This window comes from Xanthomonas prunicola, from assembly GCF_025266575.1.
GTDB lineage: Bacteria > Pseudomonadota > Gammaproteobacteria > Xanthomonadales > Xanthomonadaceae > Xanthomonas > Xanthomonas prunicola.
In genome coordinates this window covers 3,691,170-3,714,158 of sequence record NZ_CP096142.1, presented here as the reverse complement: position 1 = coordinate 3,714,158, position 22,989 = coordinate 3,691,170, and the positions used below count along the sequence as shown (strand labels likewise).

The 22,989-nt window shown below is 64.3% G+C and carries 19 protein-coding genes and 3 other RNA genes; 15 read left to right on the top strand and 7 right to left on the bottom strand.

Annotation, left to right across the window (positions count from 1 at the left end; translation table 11 throughout):
* Window positions 1–75: 75 nt before the first annotated feature.
* The 4 genes from M0D43_RS15960 (at window position 76) to M0D43_RS15945 (ending at window position 4,927) form a co-directional block, all read left to right on the top strand.
* Window positions 76–2,502, top strand: a complete 2,427-nt coding sequence (locus M0D43_RS15960; protein WP_252162180.1) for a DUF1631 domain-containing protein — start codon at window positions 76–78, stop codon at window positions 2,500–2,502.
* Window positions 2,499–2,846: a PilZ domain-containing protein gene (locus M0D43_RS15955; protein ID WP_252162179.1), complete on the top strand. Its 348-nt coding sequence runs from the start codon at window positions 2,499–2,501 to the stop codon at window positions 2,844–2,846. The genes M0D43_RS15960 and M0D43_RS15955 overlap by 4 nt, the downstream gene beginning before the upstream one ends.
* Before the next feature lie 197 nt (window positions 2,847–3,043).
* Window positions 3,044–4,369, top strand: a complete 1,326-nt coding sequence (gene pepQ / locus M0D43_RS15950; protein WP_252162178.1) for a Xaa-Pro dipeptidase — start codon at window positions 3,044–3,046, stop codon at window positions 4,367–4,369.
* A gap of 159 nt (window positions 4,370–4,528) precedes the next feature.
* Window positions 4,529–4,927, top strand: coding sequence for an XVIPCD domain-containing protein (locus M0D43_RS15945; protein WP_252162177.1), 399 nt, complete (start codon window positions 4,529–4,531; stop codon window positions 4,925–4,927).
* A 146-nt stretch (window positions 4,928–5,073) separates the two neighbouring features.
* On the opposite strand, the gene M0D43_RS15940 is transcribed toward M0D43_RS15945, so the two are convergent.
* On the bottom strand, window positions 5,074–6,402 hold the full coding sequence (locus M0D43_RS15940) for an aminopeptidase P N-terminal domain-containing protein (protein WP_252162176.1): 1,329 nt from the start codon (window positions 6,400–6,402) through the stop codon (window positions 5,074–5,076).
* A gap of 10 nt (window positions 6,403–6,412) precedes the next feature.
* Complete coding sequence (locus M0D43_RS15935; RefSeq protein ID WP_252162175.1) at window positions 6,413–6,955, bottom strand: YecA/YgfB family protein; 543 nt, start codon at window positions 6,953–6,955, stop codon at window positions 6,413–6,415.
* 237 nt (window positions 6,956–7,192) lie between these two features.
* Between M0D43_RS15935 and M0D43_RS15930 the strand changes: the two genes are divergently transcribed.
* The 8 genes from M0D43_RS15930 (at window position 7,193) to M0D43_RS15895 (ending at window position 11,739) form a co-directional block, all read left to right on the top strand.
* The gene (locus M0D43_RS15930; RefSeq protein WP_003486122.1) at window positions 7,193–7,414 is read left to right on the top strand and encodes a TIGR02449 family protein; all 222 of its coding nucleotides are present in this window, start codon (window positions 7,193–7,195) and stop codon (window positions 7,412–7,414) included.
* On the top strand, window positions 7,411–7,710 hold the full coding sequence (locus M0D43_RS15925) for a cell division protein ZapA (protein WP_003486119.1): 300 nt from the start codon (window positions 7,411–7,413) through the stop codon (window positions 7,708–7,710). Before M0D43_RS15930 ends, M0D43_RS15925 begins: the two co-directional genes overlap by 4 nt.
* Window positions 7,711–7,805: 95 nt before the next feature.
* Window positions 7,806–7,989: non-coding RNA, 6S RNA (ssrS, locus tag M0D43_RS15920), on the top strand.
* A gap of 295 nt (window positions 7,990–8,284) precedes the next feature.
* Window positions 8,285–8,875: a 5-formyltetrahydrofolate cyclo-ligase gene (locus tag M0D43_RS15915; protein WP_252162174.1), complete on the top strand. Its 591-nt coding sequence runs from the start codon at window positions 8,285–8,287 to the stop codon at window positions 8,873–8,875.
* Window positions 8,872–9,348 carry an EVE domain-containing protein gene (locus M0D43_RS15910; RefSeq protein WP_252162173.1) on the top strand — a complete coding sequence of 159 codons (477 nt, stop codon included), beginning with the start codon at window positions 8,872–8,874 and terminating at the stop codon, window positions 9,346–9,348. The genes M0D43_RS15915 and M0D43_RS15910 overlap by 4 nt, the downstream gene beginning before the upstream one ends.
* Before the next feature lie 89 nt (window positions 9,349–9,437).
* The gene (rpiA, locus tag M0D43_RS15905; protein ID WP_101362005.1) at window positions 9,438–10,085 is read left to right on the top strand and encodes a ribose-5-phosphate isomerase RpiA; all 648 of its coding nucleotides are present in this window, start codon (window positions 9,438–9,440) and stop codon (window positions 10,083–10,085) included.
* Between the two features lie 162 nt (window positions 10,086–10,247).
* Window positions 10,248–10,697 (top strand): DUF192 domain-containing protein, encoded by a 450-nt coding sequence (locus tag M0D43_RS15900; RefSeq protein WP_252162172.1) that lies wholly within the window; start codon window positions 10,248–10,250, stop codon window positions 10,695–10,697.
* A 160-nt stretch (window positions 10,698–10,857) separates the two neighbouring features.
* Complete coding sequence (locus tag M0D43_RS15895) at window positions 10,858–11,739, top strand: SirB1 family protein (protein ID WP_260808282.1); 882 nt, start codon at window positions 10,858–10,860, stop codon at window positions 11,737–11,739.
* Window positions 11,740–12,423: 684 nt separating this feature from the next.
* On the opposite strand, the gene M0D43_RS15890 is transcribed toward M0D43_RS15895, so the two are convergent.
* Entirely contained in the window at window positions 12,424–12,663 is a 240-nt protein-coding gene (locus M0D43_RS15890) for a rubredoxin (protein ID WP_260807355.1), read from the bottom strand.
* A 23-nt stretch (window positions 12,664–12,686) separates the two neighbouring features.
* Between M0D43_RS15890 and thiE the strand changes: the two genes are divergently transcribed.
* Entirely contained in the window at window positions 12,687–13,310 is a 624-nt protein-coding gene (thiE, locus tag M0D43_RS15885; RefSeq protein ID WP_260807354.1) for a thiamine phosphate synthase, read from the top strand.
* Between the two features lie 3 nt (window positions 13,311–13,313).
* On the opposite strand, the gene M0D43_RS15880 is transcribed toward thiE, so the two are convergent.
* Both M0D43_RS15880 and M0D43_RS15875 read right to left on the bottom strand, forming a co-directional pair.
* A non-coding RNA gene (locus tag M0D43_RS15880) (sX9 sRNA) lies at window positions 13,314–13,388 on the bottom strand.
* 763 nt (window positions 13,389–14,151) lie between these two features.
* Window positions 14,152–17,331: an outer membrane beta-barrel protein gene (locus tag M0D43_RS15875; RefSeq protein ID WP_252162170.1), complete on the bottom strand. Its 3,180-nt coding sequence runs from the start codon at window positions 17,329–17,331 to the stop codon at window positions 14,152–14,154.
* A gap of 304 nt (window positions 17,332–17,635) precedes the next feature.
* On the opposite strand from M0D43_RS15875, the gene hemL reads away from it, so the two are divergent.
* Window positions 17,636–18,925: a glutamate-1-semialdehyde 2,1-aminomutase gene (hemL, locus tag M0D43_RS15870; RefSeq protein WP_252162169.1), complete on the top strand. Its 1,290-nt coding sequence runs from the start codon at window positions 17,636–17,638 to the stop codon at window positions 18,923–18,925.
* A gap of 531 nt (window positions 18,926–19,456) precedes the next feature.
* Window positions 19,457–22,228: a winged helix-turn-helix domain-containing protein gene (locus M0D43_RS15865; RefSeq protein ID WP_252162168.1), complete on the top strand. Its 2,772-nt coding sequence runs from the start codon at window positions 19,457–19,459 to the stop codon at window positions 22,226–22,228.
* Window positions 22,229–22,292: 64 nt separating this feature from the next.
* Here M0D43_RS15865 and M0D43_RS15860 read toward each other — a convergent pair.
* A non-coding RNA gene (locus M0D43_RS15860) (sX9 sRNA) lies at window positions 22,293–22,369 on the bottom strand.
* Window positions 22,370–22,458: 89 nt separating this feature from the next.
* Window positions 22,459–22,908 carry an azurin gene (gene azu, locus M0D43_RS15855; protein WP_252162167.1) on the bottom strand — a complete coding sequence of 150 codons (450 nt, stop codon included), beginning with the start codon at window positions 22,906–22,908 and terminating at the stop codon, window positions 22,459–22,461.
* Between the last annotated feature and the right edge of the window lie 81 nt (window positions 22,909–22,989).

Genomic DNA, 22,989 nt, shown 5'->3' with positions numbered 1-22,989 from the left:
GGGCGCCCATGCCGCGCAGCCTGTGGAAAAACATGCTACATAGCTCACGCTTCGAACCGAGTCCGCCTCCCCCGGATGTCCACGCCCGTGTCTTCCCTGCCCACCGCACTCAGCGGCCCGATTGCCGATGCGCCAGTGTCCGCGCGCGGCCGGCGCCTGCTTGGCATGCTGCACGCGCATTGCGTGCAGGCGTTGAACGGACCACTGCGACTGACCGTCGTCGAGCTGGAACGCGAATTGCTGTATCAGGCCGAGCACGCGCGCAACAGCCAGATCCAGGCCGAAACCTATGCACAGACGCGCGGCCTGCGCGACCATATCGACCGCTTTCCACAGGCGTTTGTGCAGGAGCTGGCGAAGGCGCTGGCCGGCTTGCGCGAACGTCCGGTGCTGGCGCCGCTGATCGATGTCCCAGCGCAACCGCAGATGCTGACACTGGTCGAATACACCGATATCGATCGCGACATCGTGCTGAGCGAAATCGCACGTCGCGAGACATCGCGGCGCGCCGGTGCACTGCTCTTGCTAGCGCAGCGTCTGGCAGTGATCGGTGCGGTGCCCGAATTCGAGCTGGAAGACTTACCGCTTGGCCCGTACGCGCTATGCCGCATTCTGCGTCAGTGCGGGGAAACGCTCGGGCTGAGCCTGGATGGACAGCTGACGCTGTACAAGGTATTCGAGCGCCAGGTGATGGACCGTCTGGGCGATCTGTTCGAAAGCGCTAACAGCCTGCTGGACCAGGAAGGCATCCTGCCGGGGCTGATCTATCACCCGTATCTGGTCAAGCCCACGCAGGTACAGACGCGGCGTACGCCGCCGACATCGGCGCAGGGCTCGAAAGACGCCGCGGCAACGAGCAATGATGCTGCAGCCTCGCGCCTGCCGCGCCCGGCCACTGGCTGGGCAGGCCAAGCTGCGCCAACGGCCTGGCAGAGCGCCTTGCTGGATCACGCTGCTGCGTCACCAGCGCCTGCGATGGCGGCACCTGCGCAGGCGCTGTCGCCGGCGCTCAACGATGCAGTGCAGGCCCTGGGCGGCTTGATGGCGTCGGCACGGCAATCGCAGGCAGCTGTCCATGCAGGTCACGCAGGCGCAGCCGCGCCCGCCAGCACCGCGATGCCGCCCTCCTCCACGTTGCTCGCAGCAGCGACCCACACATCGCAGCGCGCCGCCGCCGCTGCCGTGCCCAAGGCCGCGCTCGGCGATGCGCTTGCCAGCCTGCAAGGTGCGCTCGCCAGACAGGCCGCAGCGACACACCAAGCGTCGGGCATCGATGCAGTGCAGCGTCAGGTGCTGGAGCTGCTGCGTAGCCAGCACGGTCCAGATGCCGTGCTGGCGCGGCAGGACAACGACACCTTCGACCTGCTTGGCCTGCTCTACGCGCAGATGCAGCGCGAGGTGCGCGAGCAGACGCCGGCACAGGCATTGCTGGCAAAGTTGCAGGTACCGGTCGCCCGCGCCGCATTGGCCGACGCGCATTTTTTCGTGCGCGACCAGCACCCTGTGCGTGAATTGCTCAACACCGTGGCTGAATCCGGCGCCGTGTGGCTGGGCGAGGACGATATCGACCCGCAACTGCTGCACAAGCTGGGCAGCGCGGTCGACAAGATCGTCAACGACTATCAGGGCGACGAGGCCGTTTTCGCCGCTGCCAACGACGACATCCAGACGCATCTGCGCGCACTCGCGCGCAAGGCAGAAGTGACCGAGCGGCGGCATGTGGATGCTGCGCGTGGCAAAGAGCGTCTGGCATCGGCCAAGCAGCAGGCCGAAGCGCGCATCGAGCAACTGTGCGAACAAAGCGCGCCACCGCGCTTCGTGCAATCGCTGCTGCGCCAGGCCTGGTCGGATGTGCTCACGCTGACCTTGCTGCGCCAGGGCGAGCAGTCGCCCGAATGGAAAGAGCGCCAGGCGCTGACCGCGCGCATTGCCGAAGTCACCTGCCGCAGCAAGGGCCAGCCCACCGACATCGCACTCGGCACCGATGTGGAAACCGCGCTGCTGCAGGTGGGGTATCACCACGATGAAGCGGCGGCGATCGCGCGGCGCTTGTCCACGCCCGGCGGCGAAGACGAAGTGACCTCGCGCACCGAGCTTGCCGCCAAACTCAAGGCGCGTACCCGGCTCGGCGACCAGGGCGACAGCGCGCCGCGCAAGCCGGCGGCGACGCCGCGCACGCCGGCCGAAGAGGAATGCTACGCGCAGCTGCGCAGCTTGCCGTTCGGGACCTGGTTCGAATTCGTGATCAACCAGCAGGGCGATCTGCGCCGGCAACGCCTGTCCTGGTACAGCCCGATGACCGGCAACGCACTGTTCGTGAATCAGCGCGGGCAGAAGGTTGGCGAGCACTCGCTGGATAGCCTGGCGCGGCTGATGGCCGGTGGGCAGGCACGTCTGCTGGTGGAAGAAAAATCGCGTCTGATCGATCGCGCCTGGCATGCCACCGTGCGCACGCTGCGCAGCCTGGCCGGCCAGTCGCCTGTTACCGAGGCCCAGCCATGATCCAGGACACCCGCCGCGCACCGCGCCGCCAGCCGACCGACCTGCTGCCGGTCATCGACACGCTGACCGAGGCGCAGATCGGCCGGGTCGGCAACCTGTCCGAAACCGGCATGCTGTTGTTGGGGTCGGTTCCGCTGCACGACGACGCCTTGTATCAGTTGCGCTTCACGCTGCCCGAGCGGGTTGGCCGCGCCACCGAGATCGATGTCGGCGTGCATCTGCTGTGGTCCGAAGCCGCGCACGCGCCCGGGCAGTCCTGGGCCGGCGTGCGCTTCCTGACCATGTCCGAGCCGCACCGGCAGCGCCTGCGCGCCTGGATCGCCGAAGAGCATCTGGCTGGCTAATGCGGCTTGCACCACGACCGCCCCCAGCCGGGCGCGGCAGGGGTAGACGCCACATCTAACCGGGCGTCCGGACGCTCCTCGCGCCGTCGCGCCATCTGACGATTGCACGTTGGTTGTAGCAGCCACTCCACGACAGCAGCGTTGCAAGGATTGCGGCAAAATTGTGCATTGCCTTTGCATTGCCGATCGAGCCCCGCATGACCCAGCCCTCCTTGAGCAGCCTGTATTCCGACCACCTGCGTACGCTCACCGCGCGCGCCGACGAAGCGCTGCAGCGCGGCGGCTTCGAGCATCTGGTGGTTCCCAGCGGCAGCACGCATTACCAGCTGTTCGACGACCGCGATTACCCTTACGCGGTCAATCCGCAATTCAAAGCCTGGGTGCCGCTGACGCGGGTGCCCAACAGTTGGCTGGTCTACACGCCGGGCAAGCGCCCGACGGTGATTTTCTATCAGCCGTTCGACTACTGGCATGTCGTGCCCGCCGCACCCAGCGGCTGGTGGGTGGAACACTGCGACATCCACATCATCCGCACCCCGGACCAAGCGCTGGCCCTGCTGCCCAAACAAGCTGAGCGCTGTGCGATTCTGGGCGAAGCGCAAAGCACGCTCGGTGCGTATGTGCCGAACAACCCGCAGCCGGTGCTCGATTACCTGGAATACCAGCGCGCGTTCAAGACGCCGTACGAGCTGGCATTGCTGCGCATCGCCCAGCAACTGGCGGTGCGCGGCCATCGCGCTGCAGAAGCGGCGTTCCGCGCCGGCCAGAGCGAATTCGGCATCCACATGGCATATTGCGCGGCGGTGGGCCAGGACGCCAATGAGTTGCCGTACGGCAACATCATTGCGCTCAACGAACACGGCGCGGTACTGCACTACACCGAATTGGGCCAACAGCCGCCGCAACCGCTGCGCAGCTTTCTGATCGACGCCGGCGCCTCCGCATACGGCTACGCCAGCGACATCACCCGCACCTACGCCGCCGACCCCGGGAGCGACTTCCAGGCACTGATCGACGCGGTGGATGCTGCGCAACTGCGCATGGGCCAGAACGTACGTGCCGGTGTGGACTACAAGCAGCTGCATCTCGACGCGCATCTGGCGTTGATGGGCATCCTCAAGGAGTTCGGCGTCCTGACCGTCTCGCCGGAGGCAGCAGTGACCACCGGCGTCAGCGCTGCGTTCTTCCCGCATGGCCTGGGCCATCTGATCGGCTTGCAGGTGCACGACGTGGCTGGTTTTGCCGCCAGCGACCGCGGCGGCCGCATCGAGCGCCCGACCGGCCACCCGTATCTGCGCCTGACCCGCGTGCTGGAGCCCGGCATGGTGGTCACGATCGAGCCCGGCGTGTACTTCATCGACATGTTGCTGGACGAAGTGAAGAAGAACGGCCACGCCGCCAGCGTCAACTGGCAGCGCGTGGAAGCGTTCAAGCCCTACGGCGGCATCCGCATCGAAGATGAAGTGGTGTGCACCGAGGGAAGCGCAGAAAATCTGACTCGCCCGGTCTTCGCCGCCGCATGAGGACACGGCGCACCTGACAACATCACGGCGCACCGTGCCTGGACGGAACGGTTAAACCCGGCACCGACATGCATCGCGCCTCCACTGAGGTCCGCCGCGCCTTCCACCACCCGGTAACGCACCGCGACGTTTCAGCACTACCACACACGGAACATTGCCATGAACGATCCACGCCAGACCTCGCACCCGGACCACACGATGTATCAGCAGATCGAACGCGGCGTGCATGCGATCGATGCGGCGCACGGCCGCGCGCCAGATCAGACCAGCGCCCGCCTCACTGCAGCGTTGTTGCCGCTGGCCAAGGAGGGCGGGCTGTCGCGCGTGGATCACGTGCTGATGAGCGAAGCGAACCATCGCGGCGTGCACGGCGGCGAAAACGTGTTCGTGGTGCAAGGCGATCCCGCCAACCCGGCACATCTGCGCGCGCACATGAAAACCGAACAGGCGCTCGGCACGCCGGAAGAACAATCGTTCGAGCGCGCGCGGCGACTTGCCGGGCCGAGCGAGCAGGTGCAGCAGCCCGAACGCGCGCAGACACCGCAGCTGGGTCAATAAACGCAGCGAACAACCCGGCGGGGCAGTTATTACTCGGAATCGGCGGGAACCCCGCGTTCAGCGCAGCGACTGCGTTGCGCCATGCCTGCCGCACGGCTGCGCCCTGCGTGGTATCAGCCGCTTCGCATCACTTGCTTGCCGGGCGGCTACGCGCCGCCAGCCATCTCCGCTTCGATCTCGTCGGCACTGCGCGCCAATGCGTCGGTCAATACCCGGTGGCCATCGGCAGTGATGAGCACATTGTCTTCGGTACGGATGCCGATGCCGCGCCACTTGGCCTCTACCGAGGTGTCGTCGGCAGACACGTACAGCCCCGGTTCGATGGTGAACACCATGCCGGGCTCGAGCAGCCGTGAGTCGCCGGCCAGCCGGTAGTCGCCCACATCGTGCACATCCAGGCCCAGCCAATGGCCGGTCTTGTGCCGATAAAATCGCTTGTACTGCCCATCTGCGATGTTGCGCTCGAGTTTGCCCTTGAGCAGGCTCAGTCGCAGTAGCCCTTCGGTCAAGATTTCCACGGCGGCCAGATGCCCCGCTTCGTACGCAACGCCGGGGTATGCCTGCGCAAGCGCCGCCGCCTGCGCAGCACCGACCAGATCGTGCAGCGCACGCTGCGCCGGCGTAAAGCGGCCGTTGACCGGAAAGGTGCGGGTGATATCGGCCGCATAGCCGCGGTATTCGGCACCGGCATCGATCAGCACCAGCTCGCCATCGCGACTGCGCGCGTTGTTGGCGCGGTAATGCAGCACGCAGGCATTGCTACCGGTGCCGACGATGCTGCCGTACGCCGGCCACGCATCGGCAGCGCGGAATTCGCGCTCGACCTCAGCCTGCAATTCGTACTCATGCACCCCCGGCCGCGCCAGCCGCATCGCCGCGCGGTGCGCACGCACACTGATGTCGGCGGCCTGCTGCATCAACGCGATCTCATCGCGCGACTTGAACAGACGCTGTTCGTGCAACAGGTGCCCGAGCTCGAGAAATTCGTGCGGCGGTTGTGCACCATGGCGCACCTGCTCGCGCACACGCTTGAGCCAGCCGATCAACTTGAGATCGAAATCGACATCGCGCCCGAAGTGGTAGTACACGCGGCTGCGCCCTTCCAGCAGGCCGGGCAGGATGTCGTCGACATCGTCGATGGGGTACGCATCGTCCATGCCGTAGCGCTCCACCGCACCTTCCTGGCCCTCGCGCGGGCCATCCCAGGCTTCGCGCTCGGCATCGCGCTCGCGGCAGAACAGAATCGCTTCGCCATGCTTGCGGCCGGGCACCAGCACCAGCACCGCTTCGGGCTCCGGAAACCCGCTCAGATACCAGAAATCCGAATCCTGCCGGTACGGATAATGCGTGTCGTGGCTGCGCACGCGCTCAGGCGCGGCCGGTAAAATCAGGATGGCCTGCTCGCCGGCCATCTGCATGAGCTGCTTGCGGCGGCGCGCGTACTCGGCTGTGCCGATCCCGGTGAGCTTCTTCATGGCGGACCGATCAGTTCAGACGTTGGCGGAAACGCGGCCCCATCACGCAGTCGCCATGCAGCAACAGCACCGCCACGCGCACGAATTCTTCGATTTCGGCCAATGCGGTGTCGTCCTCGTCGGCCGCGTCGAAGTCGTCGCTGGAAGCCTGCGCCAGACGCGCCAGGTCCTGCAGCGCTTCCTCGCCTTCTTCGCTCAGCGCCGGGCGCTGCTGCGCGGCCAGACCAAATCCACCTAGGAAGGCGCGGCACCAGTCGAACAACGCATCGGTACGCGCTGGCAACGGGGCGCCGTCTTCGACCAACAGCAGCTCAAAGGCGAAATCGCGGTCTTCCAGTTGCGCCACGGTGGCCTGCCGCAGCTGGTCCAGCGCCCCGCCCTGTTTGGGTGCGCCCTGGCCGGTGTCGGCCAAAATGCGTGCCAGCCAGTCGGCGCTGTCGGCGCCGCCGCCGGAGAGCCACCCGCACAGCCCGCCATGCAACTCCGCCGCAGAGGACGCCAGCGCGAGCTGACGGCTTTCGTTTTGCACAGCGGTTACGTCGGGCAGATCCATCGGGTCATCCAGGCTGAAGAGCGATAAGGTGCCGACGCAGGGCCGGCGATATGACTTCCCAGTGTATCAAGGCGGCCAGCATGGGCCGCGATCTGCGCGTTCCATGCAGGGTTCCACGCGTGCGATGCCGGCCTGTCTGGATTCTGCGCCAGACCTTGCAGGGCTTGGGCTAGCCCAGCGATCGGGACGTGCGCGGGACGCTTGACCACCGCGCGCGCACGCACCTATCGTGAGCGCATGGACAACGCTGCCGCCCTCGCTCAGATCCGCGCACTCGCCGCCCGCGTGGAGGCCTTGGTGGAGCGTACCCAACGGCTCACCGACGAAAACCGTAGCCTGCGTCATCAACAGGAGCAGCTCATCGGCGAGCGCTCGCAACTGTTGACCAAGAACGAGCAGGCGCGCTCGCGTGTGGAAGCGATGATCGCCCGCTTGAAGTCACTGGAGCAGCACACGTGAGCAACAACGAACCGGTCAGCGTGCGTATTCTGGATCGTGAATACACGGTCGGCGTGACTGCGGACGAACGCGAGAGTCTTACAGCAGCCGCGCGGCTGCTGGATCTACGCATGCGTGAGATCCGCGGCAGCAATCGCATGGCGGCGGTGGACCGTGTCGCAGTGCTGGCTGCGCTCAATCTGGCGCATGAGTTGCAGCAACTGCGCGAACAGCAGGCGCTCTACGATCGTGAATTGGCCAATACGCTGGACACCTTGAATCGCCGACTGGATAGCGTTGCCGACACACCACGCTGAGCGGAATTCGCACTGCCATCGCAAATATGAATCCTCAAGCCCGCCGGCCGACGAATGGGCTAGCCATCGCGGCGCAGAGGTCTATAATTCGCCTGCGTTCTCTGCTGTAAACGACAGCGTGCAAAACATTCGCCTTGTCCCTTAATTACGACCACGGGGGCGCGACGGAGCTGGGTGTGCAAGTCCGCCTCGTAGCGGGAAGCCCGATGGCCTCACAACGTCCCCACTTGAACCCCGGGTTCAAGGTCGTTTCGCCCGCATCGTCATGGCGGAGAATGCAAATCTGAAACGGCGCCTTCGGGCGTCGTTTCTTTTTGCGCGTCCGAACGACTGACCTGCGGTCGTTGATGCGGCACTGCGGCTCTTGTTGCGTTCGCGCCCCTGTTGCTGCGTCGAAGGCGTTGCCGCTGCATCGCTGATGCGTGAGCGCTGCAGACGACAGGTGCCAGCAGTGCGCACCACCAGTCGCTCTGCGCAGACCCACAGCCGCGTCTGCGAGCGGCATTGCACGCCACGCTAGGCATGCGCGTGTGCGCCATCGACAATGCAGCACCGATTGCGCCGCGAGACACTGATGACCGAGGACCGAGATGCATTGCGTCTGCACTTGCGCGCACACCGACGCAGCGTGCCGGCAACACAGCGCTTAGCCGCAGCCGATGCGTTGGCCGAGCGGTTGCTGGCTCTGCCATTCGCACCGCACAGCGGTGCCGTGGCGGGTTACTGGGCGATGGATGGCGAAATTGCGCTGCATCGCTGGCAGCTGACCTTGCCGGACGGGGTGCGCTATTGCTTGCCGGTGCTGGATGGGCGCGTACTGCGCTTTGCGCCGTGGCGGCCTGGCCAGCCGTTGGTGAGTAATCGCTACGGCATTCCCGAGCCTGATGTGGACCGCGCCGACATGCTGGCACCAGAAGAGATGGCGCTGGTGATTACCCCCTTGACCGGTTTCGATGCGGCGTGCCGCCGGCTGGGCATGGGAGGCGGCTGGTATGATCGCAGCTTCGCGTTCCGGCATCGCCAGGCGCCGCCGCCCTGGCTGGTCGGCGTCGGCTTCGCTGCGCAGCAGGTGCCCGCCCTGCCCACTGAAGCGTGGGATGTGGCGGTCGACGCCATCTGCACCGAACACGCCACCTTCCTGAAAGACGACACCGTTTCCGAATGACTGCCCGCAAGCGCTATTGGTTGATGAAGTCCGAGCCGGACACGTTCTCCATCGATGATCTGGAACGCGTCGGCACCGAGCCGTGGAACGGCGTGCGCAACTACCAGGCGCGCAACTTCATGCGCGCTGGCATGCACGTTGGCGATGGCGTGTTCTTCTACCATTCCAACTGCAAGGTGCCCGGCATCGTCGGTATCGCCAAGGTGGCAAGCGCGGCGTATCCGGACGACACCCAGTTCGATCCGAAGTCCGATTACTACGACCCCAAGTCCAGCCGCGAAGATCCGCGCTGGATGCTGGTGGACGTGGCATTCGAGCGCAAACTCACGCGTACGATTTCGCTGGATGAAATCAAGCAACAGGCCGATGCGCTGGGCGAAGGCTTCCCGCTGATCGCGCGCGGCAACCGCCTGTCGATCCTGCCGGTGACTGCCGCGCAGTGGAAGCTATTGCTGGCGATGGAATCGCAATGATGGGGAATTCGGCAGTGGGAAGTCGCCCATTGCCGTCCCGCGTGACCTGCTCTTACCAACCCCCAATCACTCATCCCGAGCTCTTACCCATGTCCGAAGCAAAACGCCTGGCCGCCGAAAAGGCCATCGATTACGTGCAAGACGGCATGATCGTCGGGGTCGGTACCGGCTCGACGGTGGCCTACTTCATCGACGCGCTGGGCCGCATCGGCCATCGCATCAAGGGCGCAGTGTCCAGCTCCGAGCAGAGCACCACGCGCCTGCGCCAGCACGGCATCGAGGTACTGGATCTCAACCACACCGGCAACCTGTCGCTGTACGTGGACGGCGCCGACGAGTGCGACCCGAACCGCTGCCTGATCAAGGGCGGCGGCGCAGCGCTGACACGCGAGAAGATCATCGCCGAAGCCAGCGAGCGCTTCATCTGCATCGTCGACCCGAGCAAGCAGGTACCGGTGCTGGGAAAATTTCCGCTGCCGGTGGAAGTGATTCCGATGGCGCGCAGCCTGGTCGCCCGGCAGATCCTGGCGCTGACCGGCGGTCAGCCGGTGTGGCGCGACGGCGTGGTGACCGATAACGGCAATGTGGTGCTGGACGTGCACAACCTGCAGATCACCGACCCGGTGGCGCTGGAGCGCAACTTGAACCAGATTCCCGGCGTGGTTTGCGTGGGTCTGTTCGCACGGCGCCCGGCCGATGTCGTGATCGTCGGTGGCGAACCGCCGCGGGTGATCTGAACGATCGTGCGCAAGCGCGCGCACGCGCAGTTGTGACCTACATTGCGAAGCGATGGCAGCCGGATACAGCTCGCTCGCAATGAACTACCAACGCACCGCAGCAGCTTGACGCACGCGGGCGCTTGGCAGATCGTGCGGCATCCCTGTCCGCTGGTATGCCGCATGCGTTGTCTTCGTTTTCTCGCCCTTGCGTTCTTGACCCTGCTCGGCGGCTGCGCCAGCAGCGGCGACAGCTGGGTGGAACTTGCGGGCACGCGTTACAAGGTAGAGCTGGCGCAGAACAATGCTGATCGCGCCCAGGGACTGATGTTCCGCGATGCCATGGACGAAGACCGCGGCATGCTGTTCATCCACGACCGCCAGGAGCCGATGGCGTACTGGATGAAGAACACCAAGATCGCGCTGGATATCCTGTATTTCGATGAGCAGCGCCGGCTTGTCTCGCAGCAGCGCGATGTGCCGCCGTGTTCGGCCGGCGACGCCTGCCCGCCCTACCCCAGCAGGCAGCCGGCGCGGTATGTGCTGGAGCTCAACGCCGGCCAGGCCGCCAAACTCGGCCTGAAGGACGGTGCCACGCTGACCTTCAGCCCGGACATCCCGACGCTGAAATAAACGCTGCGATCCGGCCCTCTGACCATCTGGCGAGCGCGTTGCCTGCCTGCCGGCAGATACCGGCGCGCTACCTGCCGAAGCGGTAACCGCGCCCGTTGACGGAGCCCTCCACGGCATGACGTCTTCACGCGGCGCGCGTCCCTGTCAGGAAGTACCGGACTTGAACCCTGCGCCGCTTGCCGACACTCTTGGCAGCATGGTCGACATGCTCCCACTTCCCCATTGGACCGCGCTCGCCAGCCTGGACGACGATGCGGTGCCGTTGATGTCCACCGCGCTGCTGATCGCGCGCGACGAGTATCCGCAGCTGGATGCCGAGCTATACGACACGCTGGTGCAGAGCCACGTCGAGCATCTGCGCCGCGAGGTGGACGCGATCGATCTGTGGCCGCTGAAGATGGCGGCAGTGAATCGCTATCTGTTCGACGAGTTGGGCTACTCGGGCAATCACGACGAGTACTACGATCCGCGCAACAGCTATCTCAACCAGGTGTTCGAGCGCCGGCTGGGCAATCCGATCTCGCTGGCGATGGTGCAGATCGAAGTCGCCCGCCGGCTGGGCATCCCATTGGCGGGGGTCTCGTTTCCCGGGCATTTCCTGGTGCGCCTGCCGGTGGACGACGGCGTGCTGGTGATGGACCCGTTCAACGGCGGCCGTCCACTCGGCGTGGATGAGCTGCGCGAACGTGCCCGCCCGCATCTGGGGGGTGAAATTCCCGACGACCGCGCGCTGGCGCAGATTCTGGACCCGGCACCGCACCGTGCGATCTTGATCCGCATCCTGCGCAACCTGCACGGCGTCTATGCCGACGCCGAGCACTGGGACCGCGCCGCCCGCAGCGCCGACCGCATCCTGAAACTGGTGCCCGACCAACCCGAAGCGCTGCGCGACCGCGGCATGGCCTATCTGCACCTGGGCCACCGCAATGGCGCCCGCCACGATCTGTCGCGCTACCTGGTGCTCAACCCCAGTGCGCAGGACGCTGCCAATTTGCACGAGCACTTGGTGGAATTGAACAGCCAGCGCGCGCGGGCGCACTGACTGCTGCTACCTAGAACACGCAACATCACCTAATGAGGTTTACCCTGGGGAGACCTGGGCACCTGATAAGACGTTATGTACTCGCCGTTCGAGCCATATATGACGACAATATTATAATTTGCGTCACTGTAGACTATTTGCGCACTGCAAGGGCAACTTGCCTGTGCTGTCATCATCCCATTTGGCTGCACCGTAGAGCTCTGCGCGCTTGTTCCGATGGGAAGCTGGGATTCTGCGCCCGGCACTAGAGATAGCACCGCCAATAAATCGTTGTTAAGGGCGTTGATCTGAACGAATTTGAGCCCAGCCTTTTCAAAAACGTACACCCTGAATAATGGTGAAAGACTAAGATTCGCCTTACCCGCCGGCAAACGCTCCCCCATTCCTTGAATTAGGGACTGTTGACCGGCCGCAGAACCAATTGCCTCGAATGAAACCACAAAACATAAAATCAAAATCGTTGTCCGAAGTGATAATTTCAACATAAAAATTCCTTTTATTATTGAAGAAATTCTGGACTTATTCGCCAAAGACGACGAAATTCAGGCAGCCATCATTGGCTACCCATCGAGGCTACGCCTTTTAAATTCCGCTTGCAATTCTATGGACAGGACCCTCAGTCGATTAGACCCGACCTATTACCTCTTAGAAATAAGATAAATAATATCTTTAAACAGCATCCCGTCAGTCGACCTCCACCATCTCGAAATCTTCCTTGGTGACGCCACAATCTGGGCAGGTCCAGGTGTCGGGGACGTCCTGCCAGGCGGTGCCAGGGGCGATGCCTTCCTCGGGGATGCCGTCGGCCTCGTGGTAGAGAAACCCGCAGACGACGCACATCCAGGTGCGGTAGGTGGTCGTGGATGTCTCGCTCATCGGATAATCGCGGTCGTGCAACGGTGGGGCTACATTGTCCCACCCCATCCACCGCTTTCGGAAGCGCTGCCATGCCCAACCGCCTGAACGTCCGCGGTGTGTACCTGATCACCCCGGACGAGCCCAACACACAGCGCTTGCTTCTGCGCACGACGCCCTTGCTGGCGTCGATCGCCTGGTTGCAATACCGCAACAAGCAAGCGGACGCGGCGCTGCGACTGCGTCAGGCCAGCGCCTTGCGCGAGGCGTGCGCGGCGTACGGCGTGCCGTTGATCATCAACGACGATGCGCAGTTGGCAGCGCAGGTCGGTGCACAAGGCGTGCATCTGGGCGAAGACGACGGCGAGGTGACGGCAGCGCGCGCGCTGCTGGGCGAGCAGGCCATCATCGGGGTGTCGTGCTACGACGAGATCGAACGTGCGCGCGCAGCCGCCGCAGCGGGCGCCAGCTATGTGGCCTTCGGTGCGTTTTTCCCGACCACCACCAAGCAGACCACCCGTCGCGCGACGCCGACGTTGCTGCAGCAGGCCGCCGCCCTCAACCTGCCGCGCGTGGCGATCGGTGGCATCGCGCCCGCGCAGGTACCTGCGCTGTTGACTGCGGGTGCCGACTTGATAGCGGTGGTCAGTGGCGTGTATGCGGCGCCGGATCCGGTTGCAGCCTTGCAGGCGTATCGCGCAGGGTTTGGGTCTTAGAGCGGCTAACACACGTAGCGAGCAGCCGTCAGGTGGGCGCGGACGGCGCGCAGGAACCGGAGTGTACGCGTGGTACATGCCGATTCCGAGCACCGGCCGCGCCCGCCTGGGGGCTGCACAGTAGTTTTGTTAGCTGCTCTCAGTACGGAAGGCGTTTTGGCTTACAGGCTCAAGCTATTTGTCCAAGTCTTGTAATGCGCTTCAAGCTAGTGAGTTTTTATTTCACCGCATCTGTTGATTACAAAAAGCCGGGTGCATCGAGTGTGCGGTGCCTTCGCCGCTCGCGGGACACGCCGTGAACCCGTCCATGGGGGCTCGATGGCGGCATCCATGCCGCCAACGGTCCTGCAATCGGCGAGGACACCGCACCAGACAGTTGGTCGGTCCTCTGGTGAACGCTTGCGTGTTGCTCGGCCTTCGTAGCGAAAAGTCATCAGCCCTTCTCCTCTTACGAACAACGCACGTCGAGCAGTGCCTGCAACTTGCACACCGACCATCTCCATTGGTCCTTGCCCGCCCACCGTCGCGGGACCCTTGGCGGCATGGATGCCGCCGCGGAGCTTACAAGGACTTACTTGCAGCGTGTCCTGCGAGGGTGGGCGGGCAAGGGCCCTGCAGTAAACGCGAAGATATCGAGTGCGCGATGTCCTCACCAGACAGTTGGCCAATCGTCTTGGGAACACATCCGTGATGCAGTGCAATGCGCTCAGCCAAGTCATCGCTCAGGCAGCGTGTTCTCGCTCATCAGAACGATGTCGATTTGAGCGCCATCCCCCAAAACAAAACAGCGACGCGTGTCATCACGCGCCGCTGCCGGGACTGCGGTTATCGAATGACGCGATTAGAAATCGTAGCTCAGCGTCACCCGGCCCGAGCGTGGCGCCTGATAGGCGACGACCTGATCCCATAGCGGGTTGGTGGTGTTGTCAGGCAACTGCGAGAACGGGTAGATGTTGGTCGCGGTCTGCTCGTTGGTGATATTGAAGACGTCCAAGCGCAACGCCAGCTTGCCGCCGGCAAAGGCCGGCTTGTAGGTCACGCCCATATCCAACTGCGCGATCCAGCCCAGGCGCCCCTGCGAACCCGGAGGCGATGCCACGCCGGTGCCGGTTTCCGGGTTGTAGCAGTAGTGATAGGGACCGCCGGTAATTGCACTGCCGCCGTAGCCGGCCGGATCGCGGCCGCTGTATTCGGTCCCGTAGTAGTTGCCCAGGCAGTTATGCGGAGCGCCGGAAATCAGGCTGAAATTGGCCGATGCGCCCCATTGCGGGGTGAACTGGTAGAACCCGAACAGCTTGAGCTGATGCCGATGATCGTTGGATTGATCGCCGTTGAAGTGCTCCATCAACGCAGGGTGGTCCCAGCTCTGTGTGGTCGAGACCGACGCCTGGCCCTGATAGCTGCCGAGTGCGCCGCCGGTACGCCACAGATCCGAACGCACCTGGCCTTCGGTGGTGCCGTAGCTATGCGACCAGACGTAGTTGACCTTGGCGTACCACGTGCCGTCGAACGGACGTTCAAGATTGAATTCCACTGCCGAATAATTGCGCTTGAACTTCGGGAAACCGGCCGCTTCGCGGCTCACCGATACTTCGTGGAACTGGCCATCGGTGCCGATCACGCCCCACGTATTGGTCTGGCCCGGATTGATCAACGATGCGCCCGCCACCTTGGAAAAATCGATGGTTACCCCTTGCGCTGCCGCTGCATCGATCAACGCGGTATTGGAGACATCGTAGTTCTGGTCGTCGATGCCGGCATTGAGGCGGCGATGCGTGCCGCGCACGCCCAGCACCCAGCCGCTATCGAGTTGCTTGGTAAAACCGAGGATGAGTTCATCCTGATTTTCGCCTTCGATGTCCTTGGCCACCGCCGTGCGCACATCGGCGATGCGACCGAAGCGCGAGTTGGCCGACACCGCCGAGCCCAACTGCTGCGCCAAAACTGGCGTGCCATCGGCATTGATGCCGCTGTAGGTGAAGTAGGTATCGGTGGTGGTAGCCGGGGTGAACAGGCTCACCGCCGACAGCGGCAGACCCAGGTAGTAACGGCCCAGGTTACCGAACACCTTCAGGCTGGAATCGCCATTGACGTCCCAACTGAAACCCAAGCGCGGCGCCCAGGCGTTATCGATTTCGATGTAGGGATCACCGAACGGGGTGTAGTTGGTGAACTCGTCCTTGCGCAGACCCAGGCTCAGCAGCACGTTGTCGGTGACCTGCCACTTGTCTTCGATGTAATAGGCGCGTTGCTTGGCCTCGTACGAATACAGGCTGGTGTTGATGTTGCGCACTACGTAGTAACCGCTCGCCCCATTGACCGGATCCACCAGGCCCGGGCTCGGCGCACCGACGCCGCCGGCTTCGTTGGCTGACTGGCTCACCAGCCCGCCGGTGGCCAGCCCGTATGGATCATTGGTCTGGCCGTAGGTCCAGGCAAAGCCGGGGCCAGAGAGGATCGAGCCGACATCGATACCTTCGGACTTCTGGTTATCGATACCAACGTTGAGCGTGTGGTGGCCGATGCGCCATTCCAAGTTCAGGCGCTGGTTGTCTTTTTTGTATTCGCGGTCGGGCGAGCTGACCGAGGTGACCAACTGATTGCCGATGCGCGGTGTGCCGCCGGTATAGGCAGGATTCTGTAGCGCGGCGCTATTGATCACCGGGCCGCCGGCCGCGTCGTAGTTGAACGGCGTCAGTTCGTCCGGCGTTCTCATTTTGCCGTATAGCGCGGTCACGGTGAGGTTGTCGCTCAGATACCCTGTGTACTTGCCGGTGAACAGCGTCGGCCCGGTTTTCCAGGTGGATTCATCGGTGAAATACGCACCACGCTGACGCGCAAGATAGTCGTAGCGATAGATCGAGCCGTTGGTTTCGGCGACGTCGCTGGCACCGGTCACCTCGATCAAGTGGTTGTCGGTGATGTTCCAATCGACCTTGGCATACCAGCGCTTCTGCTTGTAGTCGTAGTCGGTGAGGCCGCCGGTGCGGCCGTTGTCGGTGTCGCGATTGGTGCCCACGCGTACGCCGTCAGAGTTCACCTGCTCGGCGGCCAGGAAGAAGAACAGCTTGTCCTGGATGATCGGCCCGCCGACATAGGCGCTGTAGGTGGTCTGACTGGCTTCGGCCTCGCTGGCCGGCTGATACAAGCCATTGGCCGCACGCGCGTAGCGGTAGGCGGCGTTGTTGATGGTGCTGCCCTGGCTGTCCGGACGCCAATAGATGTCGCGCTGATTGGCCTTGAGACCGTTCGGCTCCCAGATCACTGCGGCACCAAACTTCCACTCGTTGGTGCCGCGCTTGCCGATCTGGTTGATCACACCGCCGTTGGCGCGGCCGTACTGCGCGCCGTAGCCGCCAGTGAAGATTTCCTGCTGGTCGATGGCGCCGTACGGCAGGGTCAGGCCACCCAGGTTATTGCTGATGGTGGTGGTGTTGAAGCCGTTGAGGTAATACGCGTTTTCGCTGGCCGCCGAGCCGCCGAAGCTGGGCAGCGAGCCGCCAAGCGGGCCGTTGTCGAAGCCGCCGCTGTTGACCACCACGCCCGGTGCCAGCAACGCGATCGCTTCGGCGGTGCGGCCCAGCGGCAGTTGCTGCAACTGTTCGGCGGTGACCACGGTGCGCGTATCCACGCTGCTCACGTCGATCGTGGTCAGGCTGGCGGCGCTGACGGTGACGCTGTCCAGGGTCTGCACGCCGCTCCCCGCGTCTTTGGCAGCGAACGAGACGTCGGTGTTGGCCCCCACCGTAATGGCGACGTTCTCTCGGGTTTCCACCACTGCGCCATCGCGCTTGACCGTCACCTTGTAAGTGCCCAGCGGCAGATTGCCGGCGGTGTAGCGCCCCCGCGCATCCACCGGCACTTCGCGACTCAGGCCGCTGTTGTTTTCCACCAGCACGCTCGTGCCACTGCCCTGCCCTACGCTGCCGACGATGCTGCCGGTGGTGGACTGTGCGTGGACGCTGCCCATGGCCATAACCAATGCCAACGCCAAGACACGCTTCTGGATACTACGGTTCATGCGCTCTCCCAAGTGTTGAACTGTCGGCAAGGCGACAGATGAACGGTGCCAGTGGCTACCGGAATCACACTTTCTGAACATCTGCAGGTGAGCGCCAATGACTGCACGCCATCAGCTCATTCCCAAACTGTCGATCCCGTCGCGTTCGATCATAGGCAGCCGAGTTCCCCTACCCGCCCGTTCCGACGGGTAGGTGGGCTTCCTGCGGGTAGGCGCGCGAGGCCGCAGGCGTGACAATGGCGAACGCGATGCCCGCTGCCGGGTGTCGATGCCCCTAATCGGTATTTCTCAAGGATCTGCGCGCATGAATCACACCCGCTCCCACGCCCTGTTCGCCCAGGCGCAGACCCTGTTGCCCGGGGGTGTCAATTCCCCCGTGCGGGCGTTCAAGTCGGTCGGCGGCGAGCCGTTCTTCGTGGCGCGCGCCGATGGCCCCTACCTGTTCGATGTCGACGACAACCGCTACATCGACTACGTGGGCTCGTGGGGCCCGATGATCGCCGGGCATAACCACCCGGCCGTGCGCGAAGCGGTGGAGCGGGCGATCGGCAACGGATTATCGTTCGGTGCGCCGTGCGCCGCCGAAGTGACCATGGCCCAGACCATTACCCGGCTGGTGCCCTCTTGCGAGATGGTGCGCATGGTCAACTCCGGCACCGAGGCCACGCTGTCGGCGGTGCGCCTGGCGCGTGGCGCCACCGGGCGCAATCGCATCATCAAATTCGAAGGCTGCTATCACGGCCACGGCGACTCGTTTTTGGTCAAGGCCGGCAGCGGCATGCTGACCCTGGGCGTGCCGACCTCGCCTGGCGTGCCCGCAGGCCTGAGCGAGCTGACCGCCACGCTCAGCTTCAACGATTTCGAAGGTGCCACCGCCCTGTTCGACGAGATTGGCGCGGAGGTAGCAGCGGTGATCATCGAGCCGGTGGTGGGCAACGCCAACTGCATTCCGCCGCTGGCCGGCTATCTGCAGCATCTGCGCACGCTGTGCACGCGGCACGGCGCGTTGTTGATCTTCGACGAAGTGATGACCGGGTTCCGCGTCGCGCTCGGCGGTGCGCAGGCGCATTACGGCGTGACCCCGGACCTGAGCACCTTCGGCAAGATCATCGGCGGCGGCATGCCGGTGGGTGCGTACGGCGGCCGCCGCGAGCTGATGGAGCAGATCGCTCCGGCCGGGCCGATCTACCAGGCCGGCACCTTGTCGGGCAACCCGGTAGCCATGGCTGCCGGCCTGGCGATGCTGGAATTGGTGCAGGAACCGGGCTTCCATGCGCGCCTGAGCGAAGCCACCAGCATGCTGTGCGAAGGGCTGGAAGATGCCGCGCGCGCAGCCGGCATCGCCGTCACCACCAATCAGGTCGGCGGCATGTTCGGGCTGTTCTTCACCGACAAGATCGTGGAGAGCTACGCACAGGCCACGGCGTGCGACATCACCAGCTTCAATCGCTTCTTCCACGCAATGCTGCAGCGGGGCGTGTATCTGGCGCCCTCGGCGTACGAGGCCGGCTTCATGTCCGGCGCGCACGATGCGGCCGTGATCGAGGCCACGCTGGCGGCCGCGCGCGAAGCGTTTGCAGAAGTGGCGCGCTGAGGGGTGGGAATGGGGAATCGGTGAGCAGTGAGCGCGGGGCTTTGCGGGTTTGCGGCGCGGCGTGATCGTGCCGCACTTGCAGTTGCTCAGGACGTTGACGATGTACGTGTCACCGGACTTGCAGGTGAGCCTGACTGTGCGGGTCGCCCGTTTCGTTCGCGGCAGCAGCAACGGCAAGGCGGTACGCGTTACGAGAAGTCCGTGACCGCGTGCTCCTGACGCTGTGTAGTGTCCTCTGAATGCGCACCACTGGAGCCAGGCGACCTCTAGCGTTGCTTGACCGTGCGCACAGGCTGGCGCATCCGTCACCCTGAACGCGTCAACTCGGCGCAAAACGCTTTGCTTTTGTCGCGTGGCTGTCATACATTTCTGAATGGTGCTCATGGACGGGCATGGGTGGGGACCCTCGAAGCAGCCGCTGCACTGTCGTCGCCAAGTCCGGTGATCGCGCTGCATTGCCGCTGGTTCACCACGATCTGTAGCGTGTCGAGCCGGCACGCTGCCGACGCTTGATACGGTCGCCTTCGCCTCATGCTCAAGCCTGTTGCGCTGCTCACGCCGCGCCCGTCACCGTCGCGCGACCATGTCATTCCCGATTGGCTGCTTGCCGGCAAGCTTGAGCCACCGCTGCCGCGCACCGATGCCGTCGTGCGTGGCGTGCTGCTGGCTGCACTGGATGAAGCGCGGGCGCGCCCACTGACGCTCTTGCTCGCCCCACCCGGGTTCGGCAAGACCACACTGCTGGCGCAGTGGCATGCGCAACGGAGCGCACGCGAGCCGGGTGCGGTGGCATGGCTGTCGCTGGACGAAGAAGATGCCGATGCCGCGCGTTTTCTCGGCCATCTTGCACTGGCGCTACAAAGCGCAGGCGCCGACCACACGCTGTGCGCCGCAGTCCTGCATAACCGCGACCAGGATCCGCGCGAAGCGGCGGCGCTGTTGATCCGCGCCCTGCGCACCGCGCCGCGCCGCATCAGCGTGATTCTCGACGACTACGACCGGCTCGGCAGCAGCCACGTCGATGAATTGGTGCTGCGCTTGATCGAGCACAGCGGTGGGCGTTTGCATCTCGTGCTCGCCACCCGCCGCGTGCCCAACCTGCCGTTGGCACGGCTGGATCTGCAAGCCCAGCTCAGCCGCATCGGCAGCACGCAACTGGCGCTTGACGCTGTTGAAGCACAGGCGCTGCTCGGCCCGCACGTGCCAGCACCGGTGGTGGACGAATTGCGCCGCTACACCGAAGGCTGGCCGGTGGCGCTGCAACTCGCGCGGCTGTGGCTGGAAGGCGACGTCCAACGGCAGCAGGAGGTTGCGGCACGTTTCTCCGGGCGCAGCGCGCAGATTGCGGCATATCTGGCCGAACAGGTGGTCAACGATCTGGACGCGGACACCCGCGACCTGCTGCTGCGCACCAGCCCGCTGGAACGCATTAACGCCGCGCTCGCCGATGCCGTGCGCCAGCGCGAGGACAGCGGCCGCTTGCTGGCACGGCTGGAGCATTTCCACGGCTTGCTGGTGCCGCTGGATGGCGAGCGCGAATGGTTCCGCTATCACCCGCTGTTTGCCGACTTCCTGCAGCAACTGCTCGACCGCGAACATCCCGGACACAGCGTGCAGTTGCATCAGCGCGCGGCGCGCTGGTTCGGCGACCATCAGTATCTGACCGAGGCGGTGCGGCATGCCTCGCGCGGCGGCTGCGGTGATCTTGCCGCCAGCTACATCGCACGCGCCGGCACCTGGCAACTGCTGTTGACCCACGGCACGCATGAAGTGCGTGCGCTGCTGCGCCATTTCGACCACCGCACCATCCGCGACACGCCTGCGTTGAATCTCACCCAGGCGCACCTGCACGTGAAGCTTGGCGAGTTCAGTCACGCACGGCTGTTGCTGGAGCGCTTCCGCGATTTTCCCGCTGCGCTACGCGAGCCGCTGCAGCGCGATTACACCGTGATGGTAGCGCTGCTGCGCGACCGTCTGGACGAAATCTGCGGCAATCCGCATGGTCTGACCCAGATTGCTGCCCAGGCCGGCGCACTGGATGAAGACGACCATCTCGGCCGCGGCATGTTGCTATGCATCTGCGCAAGCACCGCGATCGCGCAAAGCGCCTTCGCAGTTGCCGAGCGCTACGCACTCAACGCGCGCGACGCGATGCAGCGCGGCGGCAGCGATCTGGGCGCAAGCCAGGCAGCGCTGTCGCTGGGCCAGAGCCTGTTCTATCGCGGCCGGCTCAGCGATGCGGAAGCCTGCTACCAGCAGGCGCTGAGCTGGTGTGCACGTACGCCGCAACTGGATCGCGTGCTGGAAGCCGCCGCGCAATGCTTGCTTGCGCAATTGCATTACGAACGCGGCCACCACGACGCCGCCGCCGATCTGTTGCATCCCGCACTGGAATTGCTGGAACAACACGATGGCGGTATGGACGTGCTGGCCGCCGGATACGGCACCGCGTTGGGGTTGGAACGCGTGCGCGACCACAGCGGACGCAGCGCATTGCTGTTGCTGGAGCATATCGAGCAGATTGCGCACGGACGCAAGCTGGCGCGTTTGTCGGAACTGGCTACCGCATGGCGGTTGATGCTGTTGCTTGAACATCCGGGCAACGCCGCCATCGATGTGCTGATCGCACGTACCGGCGGCGAATCCGGCCTGGCGCACACCTTGCGCTCGCCACACCGCTGGCACGATCGCGCTGCGATGGGATTCGCGCTGGCACGCTGGCATCGCCTGGCCGGACGCAGCAGCGCGGCGCTCACTATCCTGGGACAGCTAGAGCAGGCCTGCCTGGCCAACGACAATGCCTGGCATCTGGCACGTACCCGTGCGCGGATTGCGCTGGTACTGCAGCAACGCGGCGAGCTGGTTGCCGCCCTGCCGCATCTGTACAGCGCGCTGGACCATGTCGCACTCACGCAAAGCTGGCAGGCCATTGTGGAATTGGGCTTGCCGGCCAAAGCGATGCTACGTTCGCTACGCCAACACGACCCGCTCACCGTTGGCGGCACCACGCGCGCCTTGACCATCCAGGCCTTGCTGGAACGCCTCAGCGGCGATGACGACCCAGCCGGCGACATTTTCAGCGAGCGCGAACTGGAAGTGCTGGCGCAACTGGCGCGCGGCTACTCCAACAAGCAGATCGCACGCTGCCTGCATCTGTCGGAAAACACGGTCAAATTCCATCTGAAAAACCTGTACCGCAAGCTCGACGCACGCAGCCGCGAACGCGCGCTGGCGCAGGCATTGCAGCGCGGATTGTTACGTGCAAGCGACCCGCATGCAGCTCAGGGCACGCTACCTGACTGATCAGCAGCCAGATGCATCGCCACATTCAACGCAGCGCTGCACGTGCGGTGGCCAGACTTGAAGCGGCTAACAACACCTCGCGAGCAACCGTCAGGTGGGCGTGGACGGCGCGCTCAGAACCGTAAAGTCCGCGTGATACACGCCGATTCCGTGCACCGGCCGCGCCCGCCTGGCGGTGAGCGCAGTCGTTATGCTGGCTGCTCTTCATAGGGCTGGCCGACGAGCACGCATCACCCGAAACTCAGCGTGCCCTTCATCATCGCCCAGTGCCCGGGGAACGAGCAGAAGAAGGTGTAGTCGGCACCCTTGTTCAGCTTGCTGGTGGGAAAGCTCACCGTGGTGCTGTCACCGCCACCGATCACCTTGGTGTGCGCAATCACCCGCGCGTCGGCCTTGGGAAGATAACTGTCGGCGATGGTCGAGCGTACGCCGGCGTTGGCCACCGCCTGGAAATCGGCAGACTTGGTCAATACCCAGTTGTGCCCCATCACCGTGGCAGCCATCTTGCCGGAATGCTTGAGCGTGAGCTCCACCTGCGTGCAATCGGGCGCGAGCTTGATCGCGCTCTGGTCGAACTTCATCTGATCGTTGCCGGTGATGGTCACCGCGCACGTCCGTGCCCATGCCGAAGGCGCCATCAGCGCCAGCGCACACACGGCAATTGTGGAAAACAGCTTCAAGAGAACACTCCTGCGTTAGGAAATTGCAGCACGTCGCACGCGGCGCGCCGCTGCAACAGCGAGGTGGTGAGAGGTGCTGAT